The organism is Sphingobacterium anhuiense (assembly GCF_042686355.1).
Lineage (GTDB): Bacteria > Bacteroidota > Bacteroidia > Sphingobacteriales > Sphingobacteriaceae > Sphingobacterium > Sphingobacterium anhuiense.
The window spans coordinates 238666-257141 of record NZ_JBHUPE010000006.1 but is presented as its reverse complement, the minus strand read 5'-3'; the positions used below and the strand labels follow the sequence as shown (position 1 = coordinate 257141).

Annotated in this window: 15 protein-coding genes; 7 read left to right on the top strand and 8 right to left on the bottom strand. The window is 34.9% G+C overall.

The features are described from left to right. Nucleotide 1: 1 nt before the first annotated feature. Genes ACFS6I_RS16285 through ACFS6I_RS16275 form a run of 3 tightly spaced genes read right to left on the bottom strand, consistent with a single transcriptional unit; the run spans nt 2 to nt 2766 of the window. Nucleotides 2-1135, bottom strand: coding sequence for an ABC transporter permease (locus tag ACFS6I_RS16285; protein WP_380922160.1), 1134 nt, complete (start codon nt 1133-1135; stop codon nt 2-4). A 1-nt stretch (nt 1136) separates the two neighbouring features. After that, a complete protein-coding gene (locus ACFS6I_RS16280; RefSeq protein WP_380922158.1) occupies nt 1137-2084 on the bottom strand; it encodes an efflux RND transporter periplasmic adaptor subunit in 948 nt (315 codons plus the stop codon). Then, nucleotides 2065-2766 carry an ABC transporter ATP-binding protein gene (locus ACFS6I_RS16275; protein ID WP_380922156.1) on the bottom strand — a complete coding sequence of 234 codons (702 nt, stop codon included), beginning with the start codon at nt 2764-2766 and terminating at the stop codon, nt 2065-2067. Before ACFS6I_RS16275 ends, ACFS6I_RS16280 begins: the two co-directional genes overlap by 20 nt. A 490-nt stretch (nt 2767-3256) precedes the next feature. Between ACFS6I_RS16275 and ACFS6I_RS16270 the strand changes: the two genes are divergently transcribed. Beyond that, nucleotides 3257-5524 carry an alpha/beta hydrolase family protein gene (locus tag ACFS6I_RS16270; RefSeq protein ID WP_380922154.1) on the top strand — a complete coding sequence of 756 codons (2268 nt, stop codon included), beginning with the start codon at nt 3257-3259 and terminating at the stop codon, nt 5522-5524. Between the two features lie 58 nt (nt 5525-5582). Here the strand turns inward: ACFS6I_RS16270 and ACFS6I_RS16265 are convergent, their stop codons facing one another. The 4 genes from ACFS6I_RS16265 to ACFS6I_RS16250 form a co-directional block, all read right to left on the bottom strand. Then, entirely contained in the window at nt 5583-6449 is an 867-nt protein-coding gene (locus ACFS6I_RS16265; RefSeq protein WP_380922152.1) for a helix-turn-helix domain-containing protein, read from the bottom strand. 11 nt (nt 6450-6460) lie between these two features. Next, nucleotides 6461-7663, bottom strand: coding sequence for a DUF418 domain-containing protein (locus ACFS6I_RS16260; protein WP_380922150.1), 1203 nt, complete (start codon nt 7661-7663; stop codon nt 6461-6463). 122 nt (nt 7664-7785) lie between these two features. Continuing rightward, nucleotides 7786-8538 (bottom strand): LytR/AlgR family response regulator transcription factor, encoded by a 753-nt coding sequence (locus ACFS6I_RS16255; protein WP_380922148.1) that lies wholly within the window; start codon nt 8536-8538, stop codon nt 7786-7788. 6 nt (nt 8539-8544) lie between these two features. Beyond that, nucleotides 8545-9549: a sensor histidine kinase gene (locus ACFS6I_RS16250; protein WP_380922146.1), complete on the bottom strand. Its 1005-nt coding sequence runs from the start codon at nt 9547-9549 to the stop codon at nt 8545-8547. Between the two features lie 403 nt (nt 9550-9952). Between ACFS6I_RS16250 and ACFS6I_RS16245 the strand changes: the two genes are divergently transcribed. From ACFS6I_RS16245 to ACFS6I_RS16230, 4 genes are all read left to right on the top strand, one after another. After that, nucleotides 9953-10936, top strand: a complete 984-nt coding sequence (locus ACFS6I_RS16245; RefSeq protein WP_380922144.1) for an aldo/keto reductase — start codon at nt 9953-9955, stop codon at nt 10934-10936. A gap of 82 nt (nt 10937-11018) precedes the next feature. Next, a complete protein-coding gene (locus ACFS6I_RS16240) occupies nt 11019-11669 on the top strand; it encodes a flavodoxin family protein (protein WP_380922142.1) in 651 nt (216 codons plus the stop codon). A 154-nt stretch (nt 11670-11823) separates the two neighbouring features. Beyond that, a complete protein-coding gene (locus ACFS6I_RS16235; RefSeq protein ID WP_380922140.1) occupies nt 11824-12579 on the top strand; it encodes a DUF6597 domain-containing transcriptional factor in 756 nt (251 codons plus the stop codon). Nucleotides 12580-12608: 29 nt separating this feature from the next. After that, complete coding sequence (locus tag ACFS6I_RS16230) at nt 12609-13766, top strand: FAD-dependent oxidoreductase (protein ID WP_380922138.1); 1158 nt, start codon at nt 12609-12611, stop codon at nt 13764-13766. Nucleotides 13767-13803: 37 nt separating this feature from the next. On the opposite strand, the gene ACFS6I_RS16225 is transcribed toward ACFS6I_RS16230, so the two are convergent. Further along, a complete protein-coding gene (locus ACFS6I_RS16225) occupies nt 13804-14640 on the bottom strand; it encodes a helix-turn-helix domain-containing protein (protein ID WP_380922136.1) in 837 nt (278 codons plus the stop codon). A gap of 230 nt (nt 14641-14870) precedes the next feature. On the opposite strand from ACFS6I_RS16225, the gene map reads away from it, so the two are divergent. Next, nucleotides 14871-15668, top strand: coding sequence for a type I methionyl aminopeptidase (gene map, locus ACFS6I_RS16220; RefSeq protein WP_380922134.1), 798 nt, complete (start codon nt 14871-14873; stop codon nt 15666-15668). A gap of 347 nt (nt 15669-16015) precedes the next feature. Then, on the top strand, nt 16016-18463 hold the full coding sequence (locus ACFS6I_RS16215) for a mechanosensitive ion channel family protein (RefSeq protein WP_380922132.1): 2448 nt from the start codon (nt 16016-16018) through the stop codon (nt 18461-18463). Nucleotides 18464-18476 lie beyond the last annotated feature (13 nt).

Below are 18476 nucleotides of genomic sequence, written 5' to 3'. Positions count from 1 at the left end.
GTTAAAAAACAGATGCCGGTTCTAGTTTGGATATTTTTCTAACTGCAAATAATGAACCGCCAATTGAAATAAGCAATGTAATGAATAGTAGAAACAAGGCAAAAAGTGGGGAAATATCAATTACTAATCCAGCACCGGCAACACCGAATTTAAATCCTGCCAATAAAAACATGGCAATAAGATAGCCAATGACAGCATATAAAAATGCTTGAGCAATAATAAGTTTATTCACATAGCTTTTTTTTGCTCCGATCGCTTTTAGCGTCCCATAATCTTTAATTCTATCTAAAGCAGATGAATATAAGGTAAGTCCGATAATGAAAAAGCCACTAATCATAGCGAAAAGGACAAGAGTTCCAAAGCTCATTCCCATATTGGAGGTAATCAAGATTTCTTTGATTGTAGACTGTTGCAATTTCTTGGCATCCCAAGCACGGAGCTGTGGAAATAATTGCTGAATATCGTTGCGTACCTTTTCCTTATCTGTTCCGGGCTTTAATCTTGCAATAATTATGTTGACTTTAAAAGGAGATACATTTCCCAGAAATATGGCATTTTCCATAGAGGTATACATTAAACTTGCTCCGAATGCTTGTGCTTGCTTTGTTATTACACTAATTTTGGCACTTTGACCATTGATTTCTATGGCTTTTTCGACAAATAAATTTGTATTCCATGTTTTTGAACTGAAAAACTCGGCCGATACTGTACTTGGAGTTGTTAATGAAGATAAATTCCCTTCCTTTATCCTTTCGGTCGTAGGGCCCATAATAAAGTCTGGAGCATCGGCACCAATTAGCGTTACTGAAGCCGTTTTTCCATCTAAAAAAGTTGCTCTTGCTGGAGCTAATATTACAGGATAGGTATGCTCAATATCGTTTAAGCTCCCTATTTGCTGGACCAGTCGCTTATCGATACTATTTACAGCATTTATATTGTTACTCTGTGCTTCAATAATCCATAGATCATTTTCTTGAACAGGAGAATTGCCCACTAGATTTCCCATTAGCCCCATCAGAAAAAAAAGGAGCCCGAGCTGTTGTCCGATTAGAAAGATACTGATGACAATTGCCGTAATGATTCCTACACTTTTTGCGCGATCATATTTGATGAATTTAAAAGCTAATGCTAACATGCTATTTCATCTTTATTGTACAGTCTACCTTAGCATTGATAGGTAGTTGATTATTGTTATTTACCTGTATTTTTATTTTTCGAACACGGCGGTCTTCCCCTTCATTTGCGGTTTCATATAGAATCGATTTGTTCGATAAGATGGGGCTTATGTAGAAGATCTGTCCCGTAGTAGGATTATCTTTTCTGCCTACCGGCAGGATAGATACCGATTGACCAATTTTAACATCCTGTGCAAATAATTCATCGACTTCGGCTTCAATAATTGGGTTTGAAACATTCACTATTTTTCCAAGCTCATTTGCATTGCCGACACTTTGCCCAACTTTGGCAGTTAGATCCATAATAATTCCTGATTTACGTGCCTTTATGTTGAAATCATTCTCCTGATTTTGTATTTTTTGAATCTGTAAATATTGTTCATGTTCTTTTATCTGCTGCGCTCTGCGTTTTTCTTGAAGACCTTTTAACGTTAATTCTTGTTGTCGCCAACTGGTAAGATCCGTTTCCATTACCTCTTTTGACTCTGCATTTTGGGCAAACAGACGTTTAGAAGTTTCATATTTAGCTTGCAATTCTTTTAGATTTAAGTTTGCTTTTTCAATATCCTCAACTGTAGTTCTGTTTTCGGTGACTGCCGCATTTAACTTTGTTTGCTCTTGCTCGATATCTAATGTAATATTGCCTTTATCAAGTAGAACAAGAAGCTCTCCTGCCTGAACTGTATCTCCCTCTTTAATCAGTACCTGTTTAATAATTGCAGCGGTTGTGCTAGCAATAATGGCCCAATCTTCTGAAGGAATTATCTTACCAATCGCTTTTATTTCGGTTATATCTTGTAAGATTTGTTTATTAGTATGTGATGTTTTCGGCTTCTTATCCGAAGTGCAGGCCATTGTCATCATTACAATAGCTATAGTTATCGCGATTCTATTTGTAATCTTGTTCATTATTAATCACATCTGAAACTTTTCCTTCTTCTACATATATTACTTTGTCTGCATATTTGCGCAGACGTAAATCATGGGTAACAATAATGACTGCCTTGTTTTTGGAAGCTAGTGTTTTTAGTTCTTGCATAATGCTTGTGGCACTTTTAGCATCAAGCGATGCGGTTGGTTCGTCACATAGGATCATTGCAGGATTAGTCACCAAAGCACGCGCAATTGCTACCCGTTGTTTTTGTCCCCCACTTAGTCTTTTTGGAAGTGTCTTCATTTTAGTTGATAATCCTACTTCTTCCAAAGCTCTGCTTGCAAGGACGATAGCTTCCTTTTTTGTAATGCCTTGCAAAATGAGTGGTTGCATTACATTTTCTAAAGCATTTAATGGTTCTATAAGATTAAACTGTTGAAATACAAAGCCGATTTCATGTAACCGTAATTGTGCCAAATAGGATTCCTTTAAGTTGTTAACATGTGTTTCTTTATAAAAAACATCACCAGCGGTAGGATAGATCACAAAGCCTAAAATTGATAATAGTGTTGTCTTTCCACTACCCGAAGGCCCCATTATTAAAGTCAATTTATTTGTCTCAAAACTAACATTGGTAGAATCTAATGCAGTTATAACAGAATCGCCTGTCTTGTAAATTTTTTTAACGTTTTTTAGTGTGACGATTCCTTGTTGCATGTCGAATTTTTATTAAAACAAGTGGTAAGAGGCAATGTTTGCACCGACTTACACGAATATCGATAAAATTTTATAGAAAGTGATAGATCGCGATCATTTAGCTGAGGAACCTACCAAACTGTATTCGAAGTTGCTATATAGTATGCTGGTTTGATTAAATATCAAAAAGCTAAAATGGTACTTTAGAGAGTTGTGCTAAGTAATCCGGTATTTGTATTTACTTTTTGAGAAGAAAGCGAAATGGTATTTGCATAGCCACAGAAAAGTTAGGAGAGAACACAACAATTTTAAGCAATGTTGTGTCGGAAAGAGTATGTAAGATGGAACAGCAGATTCGAGAAGGGCGATTGGAGAGGTACTGGCCAGAGCTCATACGTGCTGTGTATTTTTCATTAGATGATAGGATGTTTTAGTATTATTGATTCTGCCATAAAAAAAGTGTAACAAAATTGATAAAGATGCGACTAATGCAAAAATAACTTTATTAATTATGAAGCAGATTCTTTATGCAATTGTATTTGTAATTTTGGGTATGTCAAATACGCAAGCACAGATCAAAGGCGATTGGACCGGTACATTGGATTACCAAGGTACTGCAATTGCCATTATTTTTCACTTAACCGAGACCGACGGTAAAGTTCAGGGTACTATGGATGTTCCACTTCAGGGGGCTGTTGGAATTCCCCTGTCTGTTGTCACTTTCGAAAACAAGCAACTTGTTTTGAGTATTGAGCAAGCAGGAATTAAGTATAGTGGTAAATTGGAAAATGGAAAAATCACAGGTACATATACACAAGGTGATGCCAAGCTACCTTTAATTTTGGAAAATAAAGTAATCACTAAGCCTGGCGATACTACATTGGTATCTACCAAAGAACAGTTAGCAACACTTATTGCATTGGACAAAGGTAATTTTAAATATCAGGTTGAAGATTATTTTGCGAAACCAAAGCTATCCGGTTTTCAGTTATCTCCAAATGGTAAATATATCTCATATCGCGAGAAGGATGATAAGAATAAACGCCATGTAATGGTAAAAGAAGTCGCTACTGGTAAAGTTATTCGGGCTATTGAAGAAAAAAATGAGCTTATCCGCGGTATGGGTTGGATTAATGATGATCGTTTAGTGTACGTCATGGATCAGGGTGGTAACGAGAATTACCATCTTTATGCAATAAATATAGATGGAACTAATAATATTGACTTGACACCTTTTGAAAATATTCAAGCATCGATTTTGAATATGTTGAAGGAACAAAAGGATTTTATTATTATCCAGATGAATAAAGATAATAAACAGGTATTCGAACCTTATAAAGTTAATATTCAAACTGGGGTAATGGAAAAACTATTTACGAATGAAGATCCTGCAAATGCAATAGTTGGTTATGAATTTGATAAGGATGGTAACCTTCGTGGATATGCAAAGATGCAGAATGGTATAAATAGTCAATTTTTTTATAAGCCTCAAGGTGCCACAAATTTTGAACTTTTCCATACAACTAAGTGGGATGAAACATTTAGTGTTGTATCGTTTAACTATGCTTCAAAGAATTCCGATGAAGCTTATGTCTTAACTAATTTGGATTCCGACAAATCTAGAATTGTTTTGTACGATCTTAAAAATAAAAAGATATTAAGAGAAATCTACGCCAATGAAGAATATGATGCGAATCTAATTTCGCTTTCAAGAAAGCGCAATTGGGAAATTGACTTTGTGGGATATGAAGGAGAAAAGATAATTATAAAACCGGTCAGCGAGACTTTTAAGAAAATTTATAAAAATCTGGAAAGCCAATTTAAAGGTTATGAGTTCTCGATTGCTGGTAAAACAGACAATGAAGATCAATTGTTAGTTGTTGTTCAAAGCGACAAACTTTATGGTCGTTATTATCATTATGATACCAAAAGTGGTAAAGCGACTCTATTAGTGGATTTGATGCCACAATTGAAAGAAGAGGATATGGCAGTGATGCGTCCAATTACTTTTAAATCCCGTGATGGAATGACTATTCATGGATATATCACATTGCCTAAAGTAGCTCTTGATGGTAAAAAAGTTCCTTTGATCGTAAACCCACATGGTGGTCCTCAGGGAATACGCGATAGCTGGGGCTTTAATCCCGAAACACAATTGTTCGCAAGCCGAGGATATGCAACCCTTCAAGTGAATTTCCGTATATCTGGTGGATATGGAAAAGAATTCCTTCGTGCCGGTTTTAAACAAATAGGTCGTAAAGCGATGGATGATGTCGAAGATGGTGTACAGTATGCTATTGAGCAAGGTTGGGTTGATAAAAGTAATGTCGCGATCTATGGAGCTAGTCATGGTGGATACGCTGTACTAAGAGGTTTAGAAAAGACACCTGATCTGTATAAAGCGGGAGTAGATTATGTTGGTGTTTCTAATATTTTTACACTTATGAGTTCGATTCCTGAATATTGGAAACCTTATAAAGAAATGTTATATGAAATATGGTATGATCTGGATAATGAAGATGAAGCTGCAATCGCGAAAGAAGTATCACCAATTTTTCATATTGATGCAATCAAATCACCTTTATTTGTCGTACAAGGAGCAAATGACCCACGCGTTAAAATTGCTGAAGCTGATCAGATTGTAAAAGCTTTGCGGGATAAGGGTGTTGATGTACCCTATATGGTTAAATATGATGAAGGACATGGTTTTGGTAAAGAAGAAAATCAGATCGAGTTTTATAAAGCGATGATGGGATTCTTTAGTAAACATCTTCACTAATCAGGATCAAGATTATTTTATTAGAAAGCTGTCTTCTTTTATAAGGAAGACAGCTTTTTTATGTTAAAGCCGAGAGCCGATATTCGTTTGGACTAAGGCCTACATTCTTCTTGAAAAACCTTGAAAAATGTTGAGGATATTTAAATCCTAATTCATATGCAATTTCATTGATTGATTTACTTCGGTTGTAAATTTTATTTTTAGCTTCATCAATGATCTTATCCTTGATATATTCCTGTGCTGATTTGCCAGCTTCTTTCTTGATTAAGTCTCCAAAATAATTGGCAGAAATGTTCAATTTATCGGCAAAGTACGCAACCGAAGGAATACCATTTTCGATTAAATTATCACACTTGAAATAATGATTTAATAGTTGTTTAAAATCTTTTACCATACCTCTATTATTATGATTTGGAGTGGTAAATTGACGATCATAAAATCTTTCACAATAATTTAAAAACAACTCAACATTAGAGGCTAATAGTTTTTTACTGTGTTTGTCTATAGCCTGACTTAGTTCATATTCGATTTTAGCAAAACAGTCAGATACGACCTTGCATTCATATTGACTTAGTTGCAATACTTGATGGCTGTTGTTTTGGAAAAAATGATAAATATTTAAATGGTCAGCAAGTGTTGTTCCTGCAATCAGATCCGGATGAAAAACTAGGGCATGTCCCTTTCTAGGAACCCTACCCGCCGTATCTTCGACCCCGATAGTCTGGCCAGGAGCAATAAAAGAAAGCTTACCTTCTTGATTATCAAGTATAGATAATGCAATACAATATAGTTCAAGATGGACATTACAATCTGGACGTACGATTGCTTTTGACCAGTCAACGATATTGACCAATGGATGGCGTACTTCAAACTGATTGAAAACGTTGAATGCATAAACGCTGTCTAGATGAGTGATTTTTTTCATATTGCTTACATTTATGATTTGATCAATTTTTGCCATTTAAGATAGGTTCCTGACCTCCACAACCATTCGACCGGACCATAACGAAATTTTTGTAGCCATATATGGCTTAATTGAATCTGGATTATTGTATAGCCTAAACAAATCATGACGCTTAGAAATATACCGAGATCATAAAGACCAAGGCCATAACCGTAAAATATAAATACACCTATGATCGATTGCACCATATAATTGGTCAGCCCCATTCTGCCATAGCTCTCAAGTTTTGCGAATTTCTTTTGTGTATTTTTTTTATTGTAAAGAGCTAGGATGACAGTTAACCATAGGTATGCAGATAATAGGTTAATTAGATTATCTACTGGAATTACTAACCATCCAACAATAGGATTATTTTGTCCTGCTGGTAAGAGCGATTTTATGATGTACAGTAATATAACGATGACTACGGCTTTAGAAGCTAAACGATAAAGTTGGTTTTTGTATTTTTCCAGTTGTTCAAATAAACGCGTACGACCAGCCAGTAGTCCGAGGATAAAAAAGCCCATTGTCATATAGCCACGCCCATATTCACCAAATTGGAAGTTAAATTTAAAGTGTAGCTGTTCACTAAGGTTGTGCTGTATGTTTGTTAAAAACGATCCGGTGAAAAAGATTTCTTGCCAACGGCCTCTTCTTTCTGCTATCGTTTCAACAACAATTGATACCGTTTCAGTTGTAATTGATTTGTAAGCGATGTAACATAACTGTGCACCGCCCAATAAAAAGAAAATTGCGATTGCTATTAACCATTTGTTCGATAATTTATACATAAAGATCAGTGGTATACCTAATACCGCATAAATGATTAAGATATCATTACGAAAAATAGCGCTATGGACAAGACCAATGATAAATAAGAGAATAAGACGCAAAAAAAATCGGCCACGAAAATCGATTCCTTTTTTAGCGGCACTATCCATTTGTATAAAGAAACTTAAGCCGAATAAAAAAGAAAAGATAATAAAGAACTTTCCCATGATGAAATACTGCAATATCCAGCTTAGAATAGTATCCATCGTACCGATCCAGGGAAATGGTGGTGGTGCGGTACTCGTAAATGCACCAAAATGCTGTAGAGCATGTGTCATACAGATACCGATTAGTGTGATACCTCTGATGGCATCGATGACGGTTATTCTATTGTTTGTAATTTCTTGTTTTGCTGTTGTTTCCATAAACTATCTTGTAATAGATAGTAGCAAAAATGTAGAAATTTATGAATGCCTATATGTATCGATGGAACAAAGCGAAATATTGATTACTGAACACGAAAAATCTTAAAATAATAGACGATGATTTACAGATTTACCATCCACTCTTTAAAATCTGATGCTTTATTTTTACTGACATAAATGCGTTCAGGGGCTTCTGTATCAAGTGTAATAAGTAAGCGGTTATCGAACCAGATGGTGATGCTCAGGACTGCATTTCGGGCAATAATGAACTGTTTATTGGCGCGATAAAAGTTGTCAGGATTTAAAGTAGCATAGATCTGCTCGAGTGTTCTTGAATAAGGATATTTAGTACCATCTTTGAGGTAGATATAGGTACTTTTATCTGTTGTGTAAAAAAAAGAAACAGTCTGTAGGTCAATAGGAATTAATCTGTCTTGAATAGGAATTAAGATTTTGTCTTTATACTGTTTGGTCGGAGCTAATTTGGTGATTTTCGAAATATAGGATGCCAGGTCATTTTGTGTAAATCTTTTAAATTTTTGAAGTGCGCGTTCAAGATCAGTTGTCTTAATGGGTTTTAGTAAATAATCGATACTGTTGACTTTGAAGGCTTCAATGGCATATTCATCATAAGCAGTTGTAAAGATGATCGGAACTTCGATATCAATATGATCAAAGATCAGGAATGCGGCACCATCTGAAAGATGGATATCCATTAAAATAAGATCCGGCGCAGGATGTGTATTTAACCAGCTGATGGTTTGGCTTACACTTTCGGTGTTACCTAATACCTGAATCGTTGGATCAATTTCTTTTAATATCTCAATCAAGCTTTCATAAGCTGCAGTTTCGTCTTCAACAATTAATACCTGCATCAATAATTACTTTAAGGGTAAATAAACTGTAAATGTTTTGCCATTATCTTCAACACGTATCGGTTTTTCCAGTAATAATATGAATCTACTTTCTAGATTTTTAAGACCTGTTCCGTTACTGACGGGTACGACCAATTTAGGGTAAATAGGATTTGAAACGACAAGTTCATTGTGATCATTGAAATAAATATCAACAATCATTTTATGATCGCTGTCAATGATATTATGTACAACAATGTTATCCAATAAAGGGAGGATAGATAATACCGGTAATCTATAGTCCAATACTTCATCACTTATATCAACATGGTAAGTCAATTTATTGGCAAAGCGAACTTCCATCATATATTTAAAAGCATCTACGAAAGCAAGCTCTTCTCTCAAGGTAACCAGACCTTTTTTGTCACTCTGCAAAATATATCGGAACACATCAGATAGTTTGTTTACATAGGTCAATGTAATTTCATCATTCTTTTTTCGAATCAAAGAAGTCAGACCATTCAGGGAATTAAAAAAGAAATGGGGATTGATTTGATTGGTAAGCGCATCATATCTACTTTGTAGATTTTTAATAGTTAGCTCTTCAATTTGTTGTTCTTTTTTTCTCTTATCGCTGTATAGCTGTATAATATATCCCATGAGTGAACTTAGAATAGAGACAACAAAGAACTGGAAGAGCACAAAACTACCAAAATGTCTTACTTTGGTAAATAATAAAAATGAAATACCGCCATAAACTATATAGCCAATTGCCGAAATCAAAAGATTGTAAATAAATCGTTTTTTGAAGGAAGAAGACTGGAGATAAGTCAGATTGCTTTTAATCAAAATAAAAACCAAAGAAACAAAGAACAGGTAGCGAAATAAGAAAAAGATGATATGTTGTATTTTTCTTGTTTCTTCAAGTCCTCTTAATTCAAAAGGTAACCAGGTGATATCCGGGTATATGACAAATGTTGCGGCAGCGATACTGATTAGTAAGAACTGCCATGAATTGTATTTCGCTAACAATTTTGTTTGATTTTGTACAACAATAATTAGTACTATTTATAAATATACGATCTTCTATATCTAAAATGAATACTTGACCTGACTAAAACGAAAAATGGAGGATAAAGACGAAAATTAATCTTGTAATGGAAGATTTCCTAACGTACATACATCGCTTACTTTTGTTTATTTTAATAATGATCAATTGGTATTTACATAGTTTGTATAAACAAAATCATGTATAATGATGTAATTATAGTAGCAGGTATCTAACAATCGGTAATAATGGTAAGTGAAACCGTAACCTGTATACAATACTATCGAATACTATACCTGAACTTTGTATTGCAAGATCTGTTCAAGATCTTAAAAAGAGATATCAATAGTTAAATCTTCTTATTATCAGTATAATAAAAAATGAATCATGGAAAAAAGAAAATTAGGAAATAATAAGCTTGAAGTATCAGCTTTGGGTTTGGGCTGTATGGGTTTAAGCTTTGGTTACGGACCAGCTACAGATAAGCAAGACGCTATTCATTTAATTCGTAAAGCGTATGAAGAAGGAGTAACATTTTTTGATACAGCAGAATGTTACGGTCCATTTATTAATGAAGAATTATTGGGAGAGGCTTTGGCACCCTTTCGTGATCGAGTAGTAATTGCAACCAAATTTGGATTTCAGGAAGGCGATTCAAAAAAAGGATTGGATAGTAGTCCATCACGCATAAGAGCTGTAGCGGAAGCATCCATGAAAAGGCTTAAAACAGATTATATTGATTTATTTTATCAGCATAGAGTGGATCCGAATGTTCCGATTGAAGACGTTGCAGGAACTATTCGTGATCTGATAAATGAGGGAAAAATTAGACATTGGGGACTTTCAGAAGCAGGGGTGGAGACGATTCGTAAAGCACATGCAGTACAGCCTGTAACAGCTTTGCAAAGTGAGTATTCGTTATTTTATCGTGAGCCAGAAAAGGATATTATACCCACTCTCGAAGAATTGGGTATAGGTTTTGTCCCTTTTAGCCCATTAGGCAAAGGATTTTTAACAGGTACTATTAATGAAACAACACAATTTGATCCTACAGATTTTAGAAATATAGTACCACGATTTTCTCAAGAAAATAGAAAAGCTAACGAGGCTTTAGTTGATTTGTTGAAAGTTATTGCTGTAGATAAGGAGGCTACGCCAGCCCAAATAGCCCTAGCTTGGCTATTGGGACAAAAGTCATGGATAGTACCTATTCCAGGGACAACAAAAATCCATCGATTACAAGAGAATATCGGCGCATCTTATATCAGATTATCGGCTGCAGATATGGAACAGATTGAACAGGCTACTTCAAAAATTACGATCCAAGGAGCGCGATATCCAGAAGCTTTACAAAATCGGGTAGGGAAATAAGTAATAAGGGTAGTTTTTTCCGTAATCCGTATACTAAAATAAAAACCGACAGTTTGATATTTGTCTAATAAATTGATTAATAATGAAAACATTAACAAAATACGGATTACTATTAAGTGTTGCTTTATTATTGCTCTTATCCTGTTCTCAGGCTCAAGAACCGATAAAAGAGCAGTCTAGCTCTGCTCCAATAACAGACAAACCGCTTCATGATAAAAAGATATTAATCGTGTACTTATCGCGTACAAACAATACAAAGGCAGTTGCTCAGATCATCCACAAAGAAATAGGAGGTGATCTGGTGCCGATTGAATTAACGACAGCTTATCCAGTGGATTATCAAAGTGCAGTAGATCAGGTTGCTCGTGAAAATCAAGGAGGCTATTTGCCTCCTTTGAAAACGGAAATTGAGAATATAAAACAATATGATATCATTTTTGTAGGATTTCCGACATGGGGAATGCAACTGCCCCCACCTATTAAAAGCTTTTTGTCCCAAAATGATTTAAGTGGGAAAACGATTGTTCCTTTTAACACGAATGGCGGTTATGGTATTGGTAGCAGTTTTGAAACGTTAAGGCAATTATGTGCTAATAGTACCGTTTTAACAGGCTATTCTACTACAGGCGGAAAGGAAAAAGAAGGACTTTTTTGGGTGATGAAAGGTGCAAAAGAAGAGCAGGTTAAAGCGGATATAAAGAAATGGCTAGCAACGATTAAGTTAGATAATTAAAGATTAGGGGAGCTGGTCTAAGTATATGCTATTTATAATTATTAAATAGGAGAAGTATTTATCTGTAAGAATATAATCTGTAAATTAGTTTTGATATTTCAATAAATTATGAATTTTCAGCTGTCAGATAACAGTTAAATATGGTTGTAAGGTGATGGATAAGAGCATAGACTATGGCGTTTTTTTACCGAATAAATCCCTTTGCGATTATGTAGAAAGCTTTTGGTTTTTGCATAATCAATCTGATCAGGAAAAAGAAACAGTTGGTTTACCAGATGGACGAATTGATCTGATATTTTCTAAATCACCGGAAAATCCTTTTCAAATCATATTATTGGGACTTGGTACACAACATAAACCGGCGACTATTCCCGCACGTATAAAGATGTTTGTGGTAAGTTTTAAATTACTTGCTGTCGACTATATTTTGAAAGAACCTATTTCCGATCTAGTGGATTCAGGCAAAGTGCTTCCAAGTGATTTTTGGAATTTTTCTGAAGATGATCTGCAAGATTTTAATTGTTTTATGAATAAAGCAACACTGACAATGGTGTCCTTAATTCCCCATCAAATCGATAAACGGAAACAGCACTTATTTGATTTAATTTATGTCTCGAAAGGATCCGTGACTGTAAAAGAATTAGCAGAAAAAGTGATATGGAGCAGCCGTCAGATCAATAGGTATTTCAATCAGCAATTTGGTCTATCCCTGAAGGCATACTGCAATGTCTTACGCTTTCGAGCATCTCTAGATCATGTTGCACAGGGAAAATTGTTTCCTGAAGAGAATTTTTTTGATCAGACCCATTTTATAAAAGATATAAAAAAGTATTCTGGCGTAGTACCGAAAGAATTATTGAAGAACAAAAATGACCGATTTATACTATTATCTTCTCTTCACTCTGAATAATTTTACCACATCGTGTTAAAAGAAAAAGAATGTTAGTAGAAAATAAGAAAATTGCTATCGTTGGAGGTGGCGTTGGCGGGTTAACTTTAGCTCGTCTTTTACAGATGCAAAATGTGGAAGTAAATGTGTACGAAAGGGATATTAATCGTGAAGTGCGCGTGCAAGGATCTACGTTGGATCTTCATGAAGGTACTGGATTAGAAGCGATGAAGCGCGCAGGTCTTCTTCAAGAGTTTTATAAACATCACCGACCCACTGCAAGTAAATTGTTGCTAGTTGATCAGGATCTTAACATTCACATGGATGATCATGATCGTGAAATTGGAAAAGGAGAAGACCGGCCTGAAATAGACCGCGGACCATTGCGTGATATTCTGTTAAATTCATTAAAACCCGATACTGTCATTTGGGACAGCCAATTTGTGTCGATGGAATCACATCAAGATGGATGGTATTTAAATTTTAAAAATGGCACAACTGCATATGCAGATTTGGTAATTGCTGCCGATGGAGCTAATTCAAAAATTCGTCCAGTCATTAGTACTATTAAGCCTATATATTCTGGTATCACCTTGATTGAAGGTAATATCTATGATGCCGCTATTCATGCTCCAAAACTTGTTGAATTTGCGAAAGGTGGAAAGGTGATGGCTTTTGGGCAGGGGCAATTTGTCGGATACGGATCTAAAGGTGATGGTTCGATTATGTTTGTAGCGAGCTCTAAATGTCCAGAATATTGGTTCAAAGAAAATGGAATAGATTTGAAAGACAAGCAGCAAGCGGATCAATGGTTCAGACAGGAGTTTGTGGACTGGAGTACAGCATGGTCTGAATTTTTTAGAAATGAGCATGTTCAGTTAATTTTACGTCCACAATACTACTTTCCGCTTGATCAATCTTGGGAAGCAAATCATAACCTGACTATGATTGGAGATGCGGCTCATCGGATGCCACCCTTTGCTGGTGAAGGTGCCAATGTTGCGATGCAAGATGCATTTGAATTGGCATCATGTCTTACCTGTGATAAATTTACTGATTTAAAGAGTGCTATAGCATTTTTTGAAGCAGATATGATCAAGAGAGGTGCAGAGGCTACAGCAGATACTTTAAAGAATAGTGAAATTATGCATGCCAATAATGCATTAGAGCAAATGCTTATATTTTTTAATCTTACACATGAAGATTAGTAATATTGTATTTAAATGAGCAGGAAATAGTTTCTGCTTATTTAAATTTCGTGGGTGAGACGCCTATATATAGTTTGAAATCTTTTAAAAAATGGTTGTAATCATAATAACCAGATAAGAAAGAATTCGACATGAAATCCTTTTGATAGTTGCTCTGCCACTCGCCATATATATAAATGAACCGTTGCAAAGAAATGTATTTTTTAGGAGAAATTCCCATGTATTTTACAAAACTTCTCTGTAGCCATTTACGATTTATTTTTCCTCCCAAACCATGGATTACATCTGCTACAGATATATTTCCTTTCTTCTGTTCAATTTTATTTAAAGCTTCTTGAAGCAGAGAAGGTAGGTTTTCTGCTGGAGTATATGTGCTCATTGTGTTTTCCAGTAATTGCATACGATCTGCAACCGTTTTATTTTGATACAGTTTATCGATTAGCAATTTTGATTTTTCACTTATGATGTCAGTTAGGCTACAGACGGGATGCGAAAGAAAGAATTCTGGTGCTACATCAAAAATTTGATAAAAGGATGAAGGATGAAAACGTAATACAATAATATATTCAAGATCTTGAGGTAGTTGCCAGTAAGTATTCTGTATCGTCCCACAACATACCCATGCCGCATTTAATTTGATTGTTTGATCAGCCTTTTTAATATGAACGATATCCGTTTTATTAGGCATAAAAATTAAAGTCGGAAGACCGTCATTGAATAGTGCCTGGTTGCCTTTTAAGTCTTTGCATGAAAATACATAAGCACCTAAAATGCACTCTGATTTAAAAAATAAATTAGAATCCCTCCAGTATCTTGCTGATTCTCCTACTATGGAATCAGATGGTTTAATATCTCCAAAAAAATTAATGGGCATAGTTTTACAAAAGTACTTAAAATATATTCAGTGCTATGTCGAATTATTGTCCAATTTTTACTTTTCTAGTTGTATTATGGTCATTAAATTTGTTTCAAACTATTACTTAATCAGTAGATTAGATGGATGTGTGCTCATTGAGAATCTTGATTCTGGTGAAGTGATATTTATTGGCTAAAAGCCTGATCGTAACAGATGGAAAAGTGATTCATTATTTAATAATAAATGATATGATTTATAAGACAGAAGAAGAAGTAGCATTAATGCAAATAAGTGCAAAATTGACAAGTCAGACATTGGCTGCTATTGCATCGATTATTAGACCAGGTATCACAACACTTGATATCGATCGTTTTGCAAATGAATTTATTCGTGATCATGGTGCAATTCCTTCGTTTCATAATTTTGGTGGATTTCCATTCCATATCTGTGCTTCAGTAAATGATGCTATCGTACATGGATTTCCAAATCATAATCCTTTGAAAGAGGGTGATTTAGTTTCCATAGATGTTGGAGCATTTAAAAACGGATTTCACGGAGATCAGGCATATACATTTATCATTGGTGAAGTTGCTCAAGAAGTAATGCAATTAGTCAAAATCACAAAGGAATCATTGATTAAAGGTATCGAGCAAGCTGTGCATGGTAATCGTATTGGCGATATAGGTTATGCAATAGCCTCTCATATTTCACCATATGGATATGGTTTAGTACGCGACTTGGTCGGTCATGGATTAGGACATGATTTGCACGAAGGACCAGATATTCCTAACTATGGACAACGTGGTAAAGGTAAGGTCTTGAAAGAAAACTTAGTGATAGCAATTGAACCGATGATTAATTTAGGAACGGATGATAATTATACAGAGGAGGACGGTTGGACTATTCGGACTGCAGATGGTAAACCTTCAGTCCATTTTGAACAGGATGTATGTATTAAGAAAAACTTTCCTCTAATTCTGACAGATATCAAAATTATTGAAAAAGCGGAAAAAGAAAACAATAACTTAAACTCTTCTTACTACTAATTTGAGGAGTCTTACCGTGCTATTATCATGAGAAAGTGATCGATTTAAGATCATTTTCTCATTATTATTATAACAACCAAACCGCCCGTCTCCTTATTTTCATGATCAGTGTAAATTAAGGTGTGATGCTAAGGTATATTGGAGAGTACGATTATCTTCCTTTACGTATTAATATGATTTTTAATATCAATTGTACGATGAGTACTCATGTTTTTAGAATTGATATTGCCTATCGATTATTTAGCTTAAAACATAAAATACTTCAATATTAATCATTAAATTTGATGAGTGCTCTGACATACAATCTTTTGTGTAGGATAAACTTATTAACCTAATTATTGAAGAGAATGCGCTTTTTGAATATATCTATACTGCTGACCATATTTCTTTTTGTTTCTGACGCATATTCAAAAGTGTTGGCACAAGATAGTGCAAAGCAAGATTTCGTTTCCCGTACCGAAATTTTCTTTAAAGAATCGGCGAAAAAAAGTCTTCAAGATATCGAAACAGACAAAGCGGCCATACGACAAAATCAAGTCATTGAAGAAATCGAAGTGCTGTCGAGGCAAGCCCGCTCTTTTTTGAAAAAAGGTTTTGATACTGTAGCTCTTATTCGCGATCTGAATCAAGTTTCGCAATGGTATAATATTTCTAAAGATGGTGTCTTTGAAAATAAGGGTACAACTCAAACCTCGCGCAATCTGACCACAACTTATCATATTCTTGACGCTCTTCATGCAGAGGTTTCTACCTATAAGAAACGGGTTGATCGTTATTTGGACCAGCTGGTTCGTTATAGATTTCAGATTGATTCGTTATGTAATGATAAATCATTATTTATATTATCTAAAGACTCAACGGAACTGAATCAATATATTCATAAATTGAAAGTTGTAGCTGTGGAAATAAATCCTGTCACAACTTTATTAAAAGATAATATAAATACCATACAGAACATACAGAATCAAGTTAATTTTGAGTTGCTTCAACTTCAAACTGGAATGGAGGAGATCGAATATGATCAACAGCAAATTTCAGATAAAACATTTCAACAAGAATTTTTAAATCTTTGGGAAGAAAGTAATTTTGATCGGCCGATCCACGAAGTGCTTTACTTTTCCGCACTAAAAGCAAAGCTGGTATTCTTTTATTACCTAAAGGGGCAGTGGGGAAAGATTATTCTTTCTGTTTTATTGTTACTTCTCGTAACGACCTATCTTTATTCTTTACGATCTGGAATTAGAAATATAAATAATAAAGAAGAAGTGAAAAGTATGCTACTAAGCTCTCCATTTCTATCAGGAATAGTGATTACGCTCAGTGTAGCTCAGTTTGTATTTCCTAATCCACCATTTGTCTTTACTGCGGGAATTGTATTAGTATCTGCCTTGATGATCGCTATTATATTTAGAAAAGAAATTTCTAAATATTGGTTGGGTATTTGGGTTATTTTTGTCGTTTTGTTTGCATTTGTAGCCGTAGATAATCTTGTATTGCAGGCTTCTAGGCCAGAAAGATGGTTAATGGTTATTCTTGCCATGATAAGTTTTGTTACTGGTATCTTTATTCTTTTTAATAAAGAGCGTCATCAAGAATTACGTGAGCGTTGGATTCTTATACCGATCTTTCTCATGACCTTAATGGAACTTTTTTCGATTTTGTTTAATGTATTGGGGCGCTTCAATATTGCTAAAATTTTGATGGTTGCAGGTTTGATGAATGTCGTTGTTGCGATTGTTTTTCTTTGGGTGATTAGGCTGGTTAATGAGGGATTGACTTATGCCTCTAATCTTTATAAAAAGCAGGAAAGAAGACTTTTTTACATTAATTATAATCGAGTTGGAAAGCGGGCCCCATTCTTTTTTTACGCTATTTTAATTGTTGGCTGGTTCGTATTATTTGGACGAAATTTTTATGAGTTTAGACTTTTGTCAGAACCATTAAAAAGTTTTTTTCAGGAAGAACATCAATTAGGGAGTTATACCTTTTCGATATATAACTTGCTTATTTTTCTGCTTATTATGATCGGAGCCACCGTACTTTCCAAAATAGTATCTTTTTTTGCGTCGGACTCCCAATGGAATTCCAACGATGATAAGCAGGAGAAAAAGTTCCGTTTGGGAAGCTGGATTCTGCTCATTCGTATCAGTATTATCTCAATCGGTTTTTTTCTAGCCTTTGCTGCTGCCGGAATTCCCGTAGATCAAATCATGTTAGTGATTGGTGCTTTGGGTGTAGGAATTGGTTTTGGCTTACAATCACTAGTCAATAATCTAGTCAGTGGATTGATTATAGCTTTTGAAAAACCGGTTAACGTAGATGATCTAATCGAAATTGACGGACATGCCGGTAAGGTGAAATCTATTGGTTTTCGCAGCAGTGTAATTGCGACACTAGATGGTGCTGATCTCATTATGCCTAATGGTGATCTTTTGAATTCCAATGTATTAAATTGGACTGTCGGTGGTTTTAAAAAACGAATACATATTCAGATAGAGGTAAAATATGGGTCAGATCTGGATAAAGTAAAAATGTTAATTGTTGATGTTTTACATAAGAATGATCAGATATTTACTACTCCTGCTGTATCCGTGCAATTTGGAAGTCTGTCAGCACAATCTATAATAATAGAAATTTACTTCTGGGTGAAAACGTTAAAAGACACGGGTCAGGTAAGAAGCGATGTGATTAAAACCATCCAATCTGTATTTCAGGAGAATGGAGTTAATCTGGCCTTACCGAAACAAGAGCTACTGTGGAAAAATGAACCTGATTCAAATAATACGAATGACTAATCAAATGAGAATG